Source organism: Desulfosporosinus lacus DSM 15449 (assembly GCF_900129935.1).
GTDB lineage: Bacteria > Bacillota > Desulfitobacteriia > Desulfitobacteriales > Desulfitobacteriaceae > Desulfosporosinus > Desulfosporosinus lacus.
The window spans coordinates 13,568-27,502 of the sequence record NZ_FQXJ01000005.1; the positions used below are offsets into that span (position 1 = coordinate 13,568).

A 13,935-nucleotide genomic window follows, 5' to 3' on the forward strand; every position below is an offset into this window, starting at 1 on the left:
TTATTATTTTAATTGTTTTCGTAATTCAATTTATCTTTAATACATATATAAACAACTGAAGCCAGTTTTCCCTAATAGAAAACTGGCTTCAGTTGCTTATATATCCCTCGAGAATTATGGGCTGATAAAAAGAGTTTTTCCGTTGAAAAGCCATAATCCTATAAATTGAACTCACTATTTAATGGCGCTACTAAAAAGTATACCTACAAAGGAAGTGAACTTGATTTCACTTTATATTTACTATGCTTATTATGGCGCTTAGCAGTTTCTGGAGCTTCGGTGTTTAATAAAACATCATCTATCTCTATCTCTGCGTAATCCCCCTCAGGAACATTAATACACTGGCAACAATTATCACATTGCTTCGTTGGATCAAGATCACAAAGATCGCACTCCCCACATTCAGTGCAAACACGATCTTCCAATAAACAGGGCTCTCCTAGGCTATTCAATTTCCAAACCTCCAATTAATCCATTATTAATTAATGATGCTAATAAGACTAAAATATTCCCGGACTCAAGATAAGCGATCTTGGGTCATCTGCCAGACCTTGCAGGGCAGCTTTTGAGCGCTGTTCAGCCCAAGCTTCATCAAGTAATTTGATAGTATCTCTATAACGCTCCTGGCTCCCTAACAGGACAAGTAACAAATCCCCGTCGGGTCTTGAGACATAAGAAACAAGACATTGTCCGGCTGCAGTCGTTGTCCCTGTTTTCAGACCTTGGTCTCCCGGATATATCTCGAGAAGACGATTAGTATTCTGCACGTAAGACTCACGAGATACCCCTTGTGCGTCTTTCCATTGAACATGAGCACTTGTTTGTTTAACGTATTCTTTGAGTGTATCATTATTAACAAATTCTCTTGAGATTTTACTAAGGTCATTGGCGCTAGTATATTGGTTGGGATCCGGCAATCCATGAGGGTTGGTAAAGTGTGTGTTTTGACATCCCAGACTAGCTGCATATTCGTTCATTTGCTGAGCAAAAGCTGGAATTGAACCACCTACTTTGACTGCTAAAGCTGCTGCCGCATCATTTGAACTGTTGACATATAAGGCAGTTAAAAGATCATGAACTGATATTTCATCACCCGGCCTCAGCCCAAGTCGTGAACCTTCAACATTCACTTCTGTACCGACTTTCACCATATCCGTCCCTTTTAAGTTCTTGACTGCAACAAGACCCGTAATAAGTTTTAAGGTACTTGCCGGGGCCCGTTGTACATCAGCATTATGCGCTTTTAAAATCTTATTGGTATTGGGATCAATAAGAACATAGCTTTCATCATCGGTTGATAGTTCAGCTGATGATGAACCTGCCATCATTGAATCAGAAGGTTGGGTCTGATCAATTGTTGATGTCATTAGAGAATTAGCGAGGGAATTGGCCCCAGCAGGACTAAAATAACGAAATCCAAAAATCGACATCACAATGAATGTGATAAGCAACATCATTTTCATCACTTTTCTGGACTTTCTTTTAGACTTTGATTTTGAAATACGATACTCCGGATGTTTCAATAAATTAACCCCTCTTTTGAAAAGACATGTCTCTTAATTTACTAAATTCCAATGTACTCTAAGCTTTTAAAACTTTTATACAAACAACGCTATTATAACTAATTTAAAGCATCGAGGCAAGCCAACTAGAGTATTGTTGTGAAATGAGACACCTAAGACTTCTCCTCTCTCTCCCACATATGCCACACTGCCAAAAAGGGATAGGGATTAGTCCATTCTCCATTCGGCAGTTCTATACCGAAATGAAGGTGGTCAGGTGTTGTTAAAGCATCTCCGGTATGTCCCATCCCTCCTATGAACTCCCCCGCCTCGATTCGTTCCCCCTTCACAAGTTTCGGAGAAATATACTGGAGATGAGCGTAATAATAATAATTTCCATCATCTCCGCGTACACCGACACGTTCGCCGCCTAGCCGATTCCACCCTAATTGTTCGATTTTCCCCCCACAACTACTGATGATAGACGTCCCTTCTTTTCCAAAGAGATCGGTTCCTTCATGTCTGCGTGCCCCACCTTCTCGATCTGCCCCATAACTATCTTCATACCAAGTGGTTCCTGCCACGGGAAAAGTATATTTATTAGGATGATAATATGAATATTCCCTTAGAATCTCACGATGTCTGCCAATTGCTTTTATCGTATCGGCGGGGAGCATACCCCAATTCAGGTCTGACATAGTGATATTATCCTGAAGTTGGTCAATAAGCATTTGAGCCTCATTTTTAGGGATTGTCGAATGGATTGCTAATAGATCCTCATAAGCGATATGCGGGGATTTCTGATTTTCTTGAACGCATTGTTTCACTAGCGAAGGAGATATGGTATTTAAATATGGATATACGTCTGGAGGAATGTTGGTTGGACTATGAAGTAACTGCCAAATGATTACTGCTAAAACAACTAAAAGACTTATCTGGGCCAATCCACTTATAAGTTTCAAGGGAATTCTCATAGATTTTATACCTGCTCTCTTTAAAAATTTCCAAACATAACGAACATTTGTTTGCACTTTGTTAGAATGAATGGTACAATATTCCTGAAAAGATGGGGGTGTTTTTTTTATGTACCCGGATTTATCTGCACGACAAACGAATATTTTGGAATTTATTAAACAGGAAATACGAAAAAAGGGATATCCGCCTGCCGTTAGGGAAATCGGCGAAGCTGTTGGGTTGTTATCAAGTTCTACTGTGCATGGCCACCTTCAGACCTTGGAGGACAAAGGCTACATCCGACGGGATCCCACCAAACCAAGAGCGATCGAAATTTTAGACAGTTCCAGTGAAGCTCTAGAAATGAAGAAAGTTGTCCAGGTCCCAATTGTCGGCCATGTAACTGCCGGCCAGCCTATTTTAGCTGTTGAAAACATCGAAGGAACCTTTCCCCTTTCTGCTGATTTTGTACGCCATGACAACATTTTCATGCTTCGCGTGCAAGGAGAAAGCATGATAGGAGCAGGAATATTAGATGGAGATTACATTATCGTTCGTCAACAAAGTGATGCCCGAAATGGCGAAATTGTTGTCGCCCTCATTGGAGATGAGGCGACGGTTAAACGGTTTTTTAAAGAAAGAACGCTTATTCGACTTCAACCTGAAAATCCATCAATGGAACCGATCTACTCTCAGGATGTTTCAATCTTAGGTAAGGTCGTCGGGGTTTTCCGTACTCTCTAATGATGTGAAGTCTCTTATTACAAAGATATGCACTATGAGAATGAGTTAACATTGATACTGTTAATTTAAACGAAAAATCTACACATAAGAATCTAGTTAGTCCGATCTTTTTGGGCATCCTTGTATGCAACGATTCCTGAACTTGACTTACATTAGATGACACGATAATTTCAGCTTAACTTGAGCATACATTAGAGGAGGTCTTTTCATGGCTATTAGTAATGAGGATTTATATAAGCTGGTTAGTAAACTTCCTGAAGAAACCAAGCAATCAGCCTATGATTTCTTAGAGTTCTTGACCGCAGGTTATACTCGGCCCGATTGGGACGAAATTGAAAATCGACAATCCTGGTGATGTCCGCAGAGGGCGAGAAGGAATCTTCCAGAAAGTAAATAACACTAAGTTAAGCTTCCTAACTAATATAAAAAGACCGGCTTTCAAATGAAAACCGGTCTTTTTGCTTGCATATCTTAACGAATATTTTATCTTGAGAGTATTTGATAGCAGATTAGGTTCGTGAGATTTTGCAGTTTTGTCTGTCCTGAAAACGCTCCAACCCTAAGGCGATCAAACGGTCAATCAATTCAGAATAAGGAATCCCTGTTGCTTCCCAAAGCTTAGGGTACATTGATATTTCCGTAAATCCAGGTAAGGTATTTATCTCATTAAGAAATATTTCATTTTGAGGAGTCACAAAAAAGTCAACTCGACCTAAGCCATTTGCTTCGACAGCACGGAAAGCTTCAATAGCCATACTCTGCAAGCTTTTAATGACTAAATCCTCCAGATTCGCCGGAATCAAAAGACTGGACCCAATATTAGAATACTTGGCTTCATAAGTATAGAACTCATGTGCAGGCAAGACTTCACCAGGAAGAGATGCTATTGGTGCGTCATTTCCTAAAACTGAGACTTCAATTTCCTGCCCAATGATCGTCTCTTCTACAACAATTTTTCGATCAAAGATGGCTGCTGTTTTTAAGGCATCCATCAACTCTTCGCGGTGATGAGCTTTCGAGATACCCACACTGGACCCTAGATTGGCAGGTTTCACAAAGCATGGATAGCCTATCTTCTCTTCAATCTTATTAAGACATAGTTCAGGTCCGTCAAGGAATTCTGATCTAAGGAGAGTAACATAGCGTGCCAAGGGCAGGTTTTTTTCCAGAAAGACTGCTTTCATCCGATCTTTGTCCATACCAAGGGAGGACCCTAATACCCCAGATCCTACATAAGGGACATTGGCCATCTCAAGTAATCCCTGGAGAGTTCCATCCTCGCCGTAGGGTCCATGAAGAACCGGAAAAATAAGATCAAATTTCCCCTGGTTTGGAAGTGGCCTGCCATCAATGGTCATAAAATGGGGATTGGTAGGATCAATGACCAAAGTCACTTGGATCCCCTCATTTATCTCAGGAAACCCATTCTTAATAATTTCTTCCGGTAAAACTCCCCAAAACCATTGCCCCTGTTTATTGATGCCAATTGTTTCTACACTGTAACGGTTTCTGTCTATCGCTTTGTAAATCGACTGAGCTGAGTTCAATGAAACCTCATGTTCACCTGAGCGACCGCCAAACAGAAGAACCACATTTTGTTTGTGATCATCCACAATGCCCCACCCTCTCTAATAAGTAATTAATAGTTAATTAAGTATGTGCTCACCAACCTATCTAGACCCCGATATTAAACAGGGAAAATCGGTTTAAGAAGCAACTATTAAAGTATATGCTTGAAAAAGAAAAAAGCTCCCGCCTAACGGGCAAGAGCTCCTATTTCATCTAAAGGCCAATAACGGAAAAGAGTTCTTCCTGTAATATTTTCAACAGGCAGGAATCCCCATTCTCTTGAATCAGCACTGTTGTTACGATTATCCCCCATAACAAATACAGAATCGTTGGGAACAACGATCGGACCAAAATCGTTGTTGGGTTTTTCTAAGAGATAAGGTTCGTTTAGACGTTGATCATTTAAGTAAGTGGTCTTGTTGCGTATTTCTACTTTATCCCCTGCTAAGCCAACAACTCTTTTAATATAGTCATCAGTGGCATGAGCACTCGGTGGCGGATGAAAAACTATAATATCTCCATGATTAATATGATCAAATCGTTTGAAGAAAAACTTGTCTACAATGACCCGGTCTTCCAGTTGAATCGTTGGGAGCATTGAACCTGTTGGGATTTTTCGTGCTTCAATCACATAGGTGCGCAATACCCAGGAAAGCGCGAAAGCAATGAGTACTATTTCTACCAGTTCTATAAAAAAACGAAAGGAACTTTTCGGCTTCTCCGAACTTTCCATAGTGCACCTCTTTCTACTCTACATATTATCATAGATTTTTCGATGTTTAAATGGAAGATTTATTAGCTCAGAAGTCCTTGTTGCCATAAATTCAGGGCTGCTAAGATGTTGCCCATCTGTATATAGGTGCAGGATATTCCCCCTTGTTGATAGACAACATAGGGCTCTCGCAGAGGTCCGTCTGCGGAGAATTCACTGGTTGAACCCTGAATAAAGGTTCCTCCAGCCATAATGATTTCATCTTCATAACCAGGCATTCCCGAAGGAATAGGCAATACATGAGAATCAATCGGCGACCCTTTCTGTAAGCCCTGACAAAAAGCGATCATCTTTTCCCGAGATCCAAGTTTGACGGCTTGAATAAGGTCCGTTCTCACCGTTTCTGGTTGAGGATGCACTTCAAATCCTAAAGCCCGCCAAAATGCCGCAGAAAAAACGGCACCTTTTATGGATTCAGAAACGGTTAAGGGGCTAAAGAACAATCCTTGAAAAAATAAGCGTTGCCATTCCAAGGTTGCCCCCATGTGCCCTCCCACTCCCGGAGCCGTCAAGCGTTGAGCGCTTAGTTCAACTAAATCTGAGCGTCCGGCCACATATCCACCAGTAGGGGCCAAACTCCCGCCCAGATTTTTAATCAGTGATCCTGCCATTAAATCCACCCCGATATCACCGGGTTCTTGAGTCTCTACTAATTCTCCATAGCAGTTATCTACAAAAATGATCAGCTGGGGAAAGTGTTTTCTGGCAAAGTCTACGAGTTCTTTCAACTGAGCTATCATCAGAGCATCTCTCCAAGTATATCCTCGTGAACGCTGAACCAAAAGCATTCGAGTCTTCGTTGTGATCTTCTCGCTAATTAGGGCATATTGTAATTTGCCATGGGAATCCAAGGGAACAGTATCATGAAATACCCCGAAATCCCTAAGACTCCCTTGTCCTTCTCCTCTAAGCCCAATTACTTCTTCTAATGTATCATAAGGGGTTCCGCTAACGGAAAGAACATGATCCCCAGGACGCAGCACACCAAATAAGGCCGAAGCAATGGCATGGGTTCCCGAAACAAACTGGCCTCGGACAAGTGCTGCTTCCGTACCTAAAATACGCGCAACTACACGATCAAGCACTTCTCGTCCCGAATCACCCAAGCCGTACCCCGTCGTTCCTTGTAAATGATAAGTTGCCACTCGTTCCTCTTGAAAAGCGTTTAAAACTTTTTCGTGATTCTTTTGGGCTATTTCTTGTAATGCAGGTAATTGACCAAAGAGTGCTTTTTCTGCCTCATCTACCGCATTGCTAATAATCTTTGGCCATTTAGGATTCGAATACAAACAACTTCCTCCTAATATTTGGTTGACGCCCACGAAGACACTGTCTTCGCACGTATTAGCATTCTTGCAGACACTGTCTTCCCACGGGTTAGCATAGCGGAGAAGCCTGCGAAGGCGGCCTTCTCAGTTGCCTTAGCTCAATAATGAGCTAAGGACCTTCCATACCGGCTTTAGAGAATCCCTGCGTATAAGGGATATCTTGATTGGATAAGGAAGATATTCAGCTAACTGATCCAGATCATCTTCAACCGTAACTTGGTCAACCTTATTTAACAAAGTAATCATAGGCTTATCCGCGCATTCCAGCTGATTTAGCACCTCTCGAACAGTTTCAGCGTGCTGAACCGCTTGCGGATGGCTTGCATCGACAACATGAATCAAAACATCTGCTTGCTTAACTTCTTCCAATGTCGCAATAAAGGCTCGTAGAAGTTGAGTCGGTAATTTCCGAATAAATCCAACCGTATCGCTCAAGAGAATTTCTAAAGAAGAGTCTATTTTAATACTGCGTACAATCGGGTCTAAGGTAGCAAATAGTTTGTTCTCTCCAACCGGTAAGTCTGACCGGCTGCCTGCTTGTTCCATGGCCATTTTCATGAACGTGGTTTTTCCGGTATTAGTGTACCCTACTAAAGCAACTATGGGCATACCGCTTTTTGTTCTTTGGCGACGTTGAACATCTCGGTGCTGCAACACTAGTTTTAATTCTTTGTCCAACTGGTTTATGCGATCTCGCATTCTTCTGCGATCTAACTCTAATTTAGTTTCACCAGGGCCCCGCGATCCTACTCCCGCACCTAAACGCGATAGAGCTTGTCCCTGTCCAGTCAAAAATGGCAAAAGATGTTTAAGTTGAGCCAATTCGACTTGAAGTTTACCCTCTCGAGATTGAGCTCTCTGAGCAAAGATGTCTAAAATCAATCCCGTTCGGTCTAACACTTTTAGCCCAGTCTCCATCTCCAAGGTTCGCGATTGTGTTGGAGACAGTTCATCATCACAGATCAAAACATTGGCTTCAGTTTCCTGTAAACGATGAATTAGTTCTTCAAGTTTACCACTTCCAAAATAACTGCGTGATTGACCGTAACGCCGCAGCTGGACCATTTGGCCTACCACATCTACTCCTGCAGTACGGGCTAGTTCTCGCAGTTCTTTCAAATCTTCATTGGTTTCTTGTTCACTGTCTTCCAGAGCGATTAAGAACGCAAGTTCTTTAACTTTTTGTGACGTTTCTATCTTAGTACTGCTTCCTGATCCAATCTTTGAAAGGTCATCAAGAGCATCATTATAGTCAAACTTATGCCAGTTTTGGGGAGTTAGGTTAACAATATAAGGGTCGTTCTCCTCTGTCCTAAAGGCGATTTGAATTCCAGTAAATTTCCCCTCAAGAACTCCGACGGAAGCCATGCTTTCAAGTCTAAGCGATTCCAAGGCACTATGATCTAAGGGACTCAGCTTAAAGTTCCCATTAGGATGTGTATGTATGCACCGCAGATGTTTTCCGATTGACCTGCCTTTAATAGGCGGGAGCGTTACTGTAGCATGACGACCTACCGCCGCGGCCAATAGGATACCGGCGCGTGAGAGATAGATGGCTATTTCTCGATTCCAAAGTTGAGTTAGGCGTATGAGCTCTTTAAGAATTTCAGGATGGATTAGTTCAGAACGTTCAGTCTTAATGTCCGCAAGTTTCTTAAGTTCTTGTAACTGACTTGCCCGAATACCTGACAAGTCTCCCGAAATATCCATATCCATCTTCATATTCACAGACTACCTCGTATTCTTAGTGTTAAAGTGCTTTTAAATTAGCACTCAATTGATCGCGTAGTTTTTTAGAAAACTTAACTATCCCCAAGGATGGCCGAATTTCCCTGATAAAAAACATCCTATAACTTTAGAAGATCTCAGAGATTTTCTAAGTTAATATCGACGGGTAAAATCTGGATGAGTTCTTCTCGGCTGGAACTTGGCTTTTGAAACAAGCGAACAGCCTGTTTTCGCACGGTTTTTTCTACGAGGTTTCGTACAAGCCGAGCATTTCCAGCATAGCGGTGAGAACTTAACAAGATTTGAAGATGGAAACGGAGGGTATCTTCAGCATCTGTTGTTAACTCATATTGCCGTGTTTTAAACATCAGTTTTCCGATAGCTAACAATTCATCGATAGTATAGTCCGGAAAATCAATATGTATGGGGAAGCGTGATCTGAGTCCTGGATTAGTTTGTAAAAACCAGTCCATTTCTTGACTATAGCCGGCTAAGATTAACACAAGATTATCTTTATTGTCCTCCATCGCCTTAACCAAAGCATCAATAGCTTCTTTTCCAAAGTCTTTTTCTCCCCCACGGGCTAAGGAATAAGCTTCATCTATAAATAGGACACCACCTAAGGCTTTCTTAAGTTGCTCTCGAGTCTTTTGAGCGGTATGTCCAATATATTCACCAACCAGATCCGCACGTTCACACTCGATTATATGTCCTTTTTGCAGAACTCCCATTTCTTTAAACAGTCGCCCGATCAAACGTGCCACTGTCGTCTTGCCCGTTCCGGGATTCCCTTTGAAGATCATATGGAGTACAAGGGGTTCAGCAATAAGTCTTTCATGAGTTCTTCGTTTTTGAATTTCTACAAAGGCTTGTAAATCTCGTATGAGACGTTTTACGATAATTAAGCCAATGTAGGACTCTAACTCATTCAGAATTTCGGCGACTTTATCTTTATCTTTATCCTTGTCTTTATCCCGGTCCTTTTCAATGGAAGAAGGATTACTTTTACGCACTCGTCCAATCCCCGCCATATCTGCTACGGGTGTATGTATTTGTTCGGTCTTGGGGGGCAAGGGAGTGTGAATAACCGGCGGCATTTGGTTGTCCGGACCAAACATTATTCTAATTGTCATAAGTACAGGCACCTCCCATCCTTACTACTATACGCAAGTAAAGATGAAAGGTGTCCAGTTAAACCTATTGTTATTATTTCCCTGTCAAGCTCTTTGCATAACGTACACGAGCCGTGTGATCTAAAAATTTCTTGCGAAGTCGGACGCTATTAGGGGTGATTTCAACCAACTCATCGTCGTTAATAAACTCTAAGGATTGCTCCAAGGATAATTCTCTGGGTTTATCAAGACGCAAAGCTTCGTCGGCTGAACTGGTACGCATATTTGTGAGTTGCTTTTTCTTACAGACATTTACTTCAATGTCTTGCTCACGTTTATTTTCCCCAACAATCATGCCTGCATATACATGCAGACCCGGGTCAACAAATAATGTGCCTCGTTCTTGAGCTGAATAAAGGCCGTAAGCGTTTGTTTCGCCCTCTTCAAAGGCAATCAGTGCTCCGCGATTACGTCCTGGAATATCCCCCTTATAGGGTTCATAACCCAGGAACATATGGCTCATCATTCCTTCTCCGCGTGTTTGAGATAAAAACTCTCCCCGGAAGCCAATCAGGCCTCGAGCCGGAATCTTAAATTCGACACGCATTTGGGTTTCCGAGAGGTTCGACATATTCGCCATTTCAGCCTTACGCTTCCCTAGGAGTTCCATAATAGCGCCTAAAGAACTTTCATGGAGGTCACAAATTAAAAACTCCATAGGTTCGCATTTGACGCCGTCAATCATCTTATAAATTACTTCAGGTTTTGACACTTGAAGTTCGTACCCTTCGCGACGCATGTTTTCAATCAAGATTGAGAGGTGAAGTTCTCCCCTGCCGGAAACCTGAAAACTATCGGCAGAGTCCGTCTCTTCAACTCGTAAGCTGACATTGGTCTCTACCTCTTTCCAGAGACGCTCACGTATCTTTCGTGAGGTTACAAAAGTTCCTTCTCGTCCAGCAAAAGGGCTGTTATTAACCATGAAATTCATGGACAAAGTAGGTTCGTCCACTTCAATAGTCGGTAATGCTTCCGGACTCAATGCACAGGCAACAGTTTCCCCAATATTGGCACTGGTCAAGCCGGTAAGGGCTACGATTTCTCCGGCCGAGGCCTCAGGAACGACTTCACGCTTTAAGCCGTCATAAATCATAACTTTACCAATTTTTGTACGTTCAAAACTTTCATCTCTTTTGATTAAGGTTACATTTTCATTTTGATGAATTGTCCCGCGAACGATGCGGCCAACAACAATTTTCCCTACATAATCGTCATAGTCCAGGGTGGTAACCAGCATTTGGAAGGGCGCTTCAAGATCTACAACCGGTGCAGGAATGTTCTCTAAGATGACATTAAACAGAGGGACTAAAGAGTCTGCCAAAGCATCATGTTCAAGTCCGGCTATTCCTGTCCGGGCGGAGGCATAGACGACTGGGAAATCTAATTGCTCATCATCTGCTCCCAGCTCAATAAAGAGATCTAAGACTTCGTCCACCACTTCGGCAGGTCGAGCATCAGGGCGGTCTATTTTATTAATAACTACAATCGGAACAAGCTTAAGTTCTAAAGCCTTTCGTAAAACAAAGCGTGTTTGAGGCATCGGCCCTTCAAAGGAATCAACAATGAGGAGTACCCCATTCACCATCTGTAATACCCGTTCAACTTCTCCACCGAAGTCCGCATGTCCCGGCGTGTCAATAATATTGATCTTTGTTCCTTGCCAGTGTACCGCAGTGTTTTTGGATAAAATAGTAATTCCACGTTCACGTTCTAAATCATTGGAATCCATAACGCGCTCAATTACTTGTTGATTTGCTCGGAAGGTTCCACTTTGTCTTAACATAGCATCAACAAGCGTGGTTTTCCCATGATCTACGTGAGCGATAATTGCAATGTTTCTTAAATTTCGAGTTTCCATAGTTGGGCTGAATTCCTTTCTTTCACTAAATAAAAACATATCACTTTAAGATATCATAGTTGAGTACTGAATTCAAGCATAAAGAACTAAGTTCGGCAAAAAACCGAACTTAGTCCTTCATGCTTTCAGGATTGTCCGTATTTAATAAGTATTACCTATTGATTCATTAAATTCCTTTAGCCGAACTTGATTCTCCTGCACTTGCTGCAGCTAAGTTAATCGGACGGATAGGCATTACGGTTGAAATAGCATGTTTATAAACCATTTGTTGTCTGCCTTCAAACTCGATGACAACGGTAAAGTTATCGAACCCTTTGATAAGTCCTTTAAGTTGAAACCCGTTAACCAAATAAATGGTCACAGGAAGGTTTTCCTTGCGTACCTGATTTAAAAAGGTATCTTGTAAATTGATGGGCGATTTATTCATTTATTTTCCTCCATCACCTTATTTTTCTACTTCTAATCTATTTTACACGAGATTGACAAGCTCTGCAAGCTTGAACCACGGACTCCAGTATTACGTTAAAATCAATTTCAAGATCATACCAACTGATTCTGGGATCTCGACGAAACCAAGTTAGCTGTCGTTTAGCAAAATGACGTGTGTCTCTCTGGAGTAAACGGAGCATTTCTGGTTGTGTCACAAGTCCTTTTAAGAACCAAATCGCGTGTCGATAACCAATACTTTGCAAAGGCTTTAAGGTTAGTGAATAACCTTCCCTCATAAGACCGAGAGTTTCTTCTATTAAACCTTGTGACAGCATTTCGACGCACCGTTGGTTAATACGTTCATAGATGAGATTGCGCGGTGCAGTTAATCCAATATATACAATAGATGGATCTAGGGTTTGATATTGATCATCTTTAAATTGACGTTGACTCGATATAGTTTTACCGGTTAATTCAAAGACTTCAAGTGCTCGAGTAATTCGCAAGACATCGTTAGGGTGAAGTTGCTCAGCTGTTTCAGGATCCCGTTTCTTTAGCTCTTCATGCAATAATAAGTTTCCATGTAATTCTGCAAACTCATTCCATTTGCAGCGAATTTCTTCACTGCCCTGTTGAGAAAAGTCATAGGGGTCCAGCAAGGAACGTATATAAAGCCCAGTTCCACCAACAACTATCGGAACATGTCCACGGCTCCTAATCTCGTCAATTAAAGAAGTGGCCATAACTTTAAACTGTGCCGCGGTAAAGGACTCTGCAGGATCAAGAAAATCAATAAGGTGATGTGGTACGAGTTCAAGTTCTGCCCTGGAAGGTTTAGCTGATCCAATGTCAAGTTTTTGATAAACTTGGACAGAATCCCCAGAAATAATTTCCCCACCGATCTTCTGGGCGAGTGCTAGACCAAGTGCTGACTTACCTATGCCAGTCGGGCCAATGATAATTACAAGTGGATACACCTAACCATCTCCATCAAATTATAATTACACCATAATCAACTGGGCTGTATTTTCCACCAAGGAGTATTTCAAATCCAAGACGTTGGAACTCTGAACTGTTTTTTCGTTCTTTTAAAACAACTCTGCGTCGCGCAATGCGGCATGCTTCTAAAATCGACTTATGTTCCAGCGGGCTATGGTTTGACCAGCTGTGTAAGGGTTGAATTGAGTCAGACTTTTTACAAGTATTGCGAAACATTGGATCAAAATAGACGACATCGACAGAGTTATCTGGAATACAACTTAAATAATCCCTGTGTTCCCCCCAGTATACTTTGATTCTTTGAGACGCTTGTGTTAAAGCGTACCATGTGTCTTGTTTATCCTTAGATATAGAGCCAGGGATGATCTTTGAGAAATGGCGCAGTCCATCTTGTACTATGGCGGCTAAAATCGGGGACTTTTCTATCGCTTGGACCTTCCCGCTTTTTCCGACAGCCCATGCCCCAATGAGGGTATCGGTTCCTAAACCCAGGGTAGCATCAATTAATGAGTCTCCGTCTTTTAACTGAGTTGCATCAAGATAACGGTCATATCCACCACGCAGAAGGTTCATCAGTCTAATGACAGCCATACTTGGATGAAAGGCTATTCGCTCCGACCCATTAAGCAAGAAAACTCCTCGTCTGGTAATCGTAAGCTCTGGCTGGTCCCCTTTTTCGCTCCGTGCTAAAGTCCAGTTGCACCCGGGTTGTCGAAGAAACCATTCCAGTCTTTCTTGAAGTTGGGAGTCAAGATGAGTTGTTCTTATAAGGATGGGGCTTTCACTAAGCATAGAGCCTCCAGTTTTTTTGCGTATTTAGTAGTATACCCTTAACACCAGACAGGCAAACTCCAGATAGTCTATCCGACAGGTAATCGCT

The 13,935-nt window shown here is 41.9% G+C and carries 14 protein-coding genes; 2 read left to right on the forward strand and 12 right to left on the reverse strand.

Annotated elements, in window-relative coordinates; translation table 11 throughout:
• Nucleotides 1-203: 203 nt before the first annotated feature.
• The 3 genes from BUB11_RS07055 to BUB11_RS07065 form a co-directional block, all read right to left on the reverse strand.
• Complete coding sequence (locus BUB11_RS07055) at nt 204-452, reverse strand: hypothetical protein (protein ID WP_073028932.1); 249 nt, start codon at nt 450-452, stop codon at nt 204-206.
• Between the two features lie 48 nt (nt 453-500).
• Entirely contained in the window at nt 501-1,523 is a 1,023-nt protein-coding gene (locus BUB11_RS07060; RefSeq protein WP_242947484.1) for a D-alanyl-D-alanine carboxypeptidase family protein, read from the reverse strand.
• 152 nt (nt 1,524-1,675) lie between these two features.
• Complete coding sequence (locus BUB11_RS07065; protein WP_073028933.1) at nt 1,676-2,476, reverse strand: M23 family metallopeptidase; 801 nt, start codon at nt 2,474-2,476, stop codon at nt 1,676-1,678.
• A 109-nt stretch (nt 2,477-2,585) separates the two neighbouring features.
• Here BUB11_RS07065 and lexA point away from each other — a divergent pair, with 109 nt between their 5' ends.
• The gene (gene lexA, locus BUB11_RS07070) at nt 2,586-3,200 is read left to right on the forward strand and encodes a transcriptional repressor LexA (RefSeq protein WP_073028935.1); all 615 of its coding nucleotides are present in this window, start codon (nt 2,586-2,588) and stop codon (nt 3,198-3,200) included.
• 208 nt (nt 3,201-3,408) lie between these two features.
• A complete protein-coding gene (locus BUB11_RS26940; protein WP_159436908.1) occupies nt 3,409-3,555 on the forward strand; it encodes a DUF2281 domain-containing protein in 147 nt (48 codons plus the stop codon).
• Between the two features lie 154 nt (nt 3,556-3,709).
• Here the strand turns inward: BUB11_RS26940 and BUB11_RS07075 are convergent, their stop codons facing one another.
• The 9 genes from BUB11_RS07075 to BUB11_RS07115 form a co-directional block, all read right to left on the reverse strand.
• Nucleotides 3,710-4,813: a D-alanine--D-alanine ligase family protein gene (locus BUB11_RS07075; protein WP_073028937.1), complete on the reverse strand. Its 1,104-nt coding sequence runs from the start codon at nt 4,811-4,813 to the stop codon at nt 3,710-3,712.
• Between the two features lie 143 nt (nt 4,814-4,956).
• Nucleotides 4,957-5,502, reverse strand: a complete 546-nt coding sequence (lepB, locus tag BUB11_RS07080) for a signal peptidase I (protein ID WP_073028939.1) — start codon at nt 5,500-5,502, stop codon at nt 4,957-4,959.
• Between the two features lie 62 nt (nt 5,503-5,564).
• Nucleotides 5,565-6,830: a methionine gamma-lyase family protein gene (locus BUB11_RS07085; RefSeq protein WP_073028940.1), complete on the reverse strand. Its 1,266-nt coding sequence runs from the start codon at nt 6,828-6,830 to the stop codon at nt 5,565-5,567.
• 132 nt (nt 6,831-6,962) lie between these two features.
• Nucleotides 6,963-8,579 carry a GTPase HflX gene (gene hflX, locus BUB11_RS07090; RefSeq protein ID WP_073029397.1) on the reverse strand — a complete coding sequence of 539 codons (1,617 nt, stop codon included), beginning with the start codon at nt 8,577-8,579 and terminating at the stop codon, nt 6,963-6,965.
• Nucleotides 8,580-8,734: 155 nt separating this feature from the next.
• On the reverse strand, nt 8,735-9,730 hold the full coding sequence (locus tag BUB11_RS07095) for an AAA family ATPase (protein WP_073028942.1): 996 nt from the start codon (nt 9,728-9,730) through the stop codon (nt 8,735-8,737).
• Nucleotides 9,731-9,803: 73 nt separating this feature from the next.
• Nucleotides 9,804-11,627: a translational GTPase TypA gene (gene typA / locus BUB11_RS07100; RefSeq protein ID WP_073028944.1), complete on the reverse strand. Its 1,824-nt coding sequence runs from the start codon at nt 11,625-11,627 to the stop codon at nt 9,804-9,806.
• Nucleotides 11,628-11,793: 166 nt separating this feature from the next.
• Complete coding sequence (gene hfq, locus BUB11_RS07105; protein WP_073028946.1) at nt 11,794-12,054, reverse strand: RNA chaperone Hfq; 261 nt, start codon at nt 12,052-12,054, stop codon at nt 11,794-11,796.
• Between the two features lie 37 nt (nt 12,055-12,091).
• Nucleotides 12,092-13,033 (reverse strand): tRNA (adenosine(37)-N6)-dimethylallyltransferase MiaA, encoded by a 942-nt coding sequence (miaA, locus tag BUB11_RS07110; protein ID WP_073028948.1) that lies wholly within the window; start codon nt 13,031-13,033, stop codon nt 12,092-12,094.
• 13 nt (nt 13,034-13,046) lie between these two features.
• A complete protein-coding gene (locus BUB11_RS07115; protein WP_073028950.1) occupies nt 13,047-13,847 on the reverse strand; it encodes a class I SAM-dependent methyltransferase in 801 nt (266 codons plus the stop codon).
• Between the last annotated feature and the right edge of the window lie 88 nt (nt 13,848-13,935).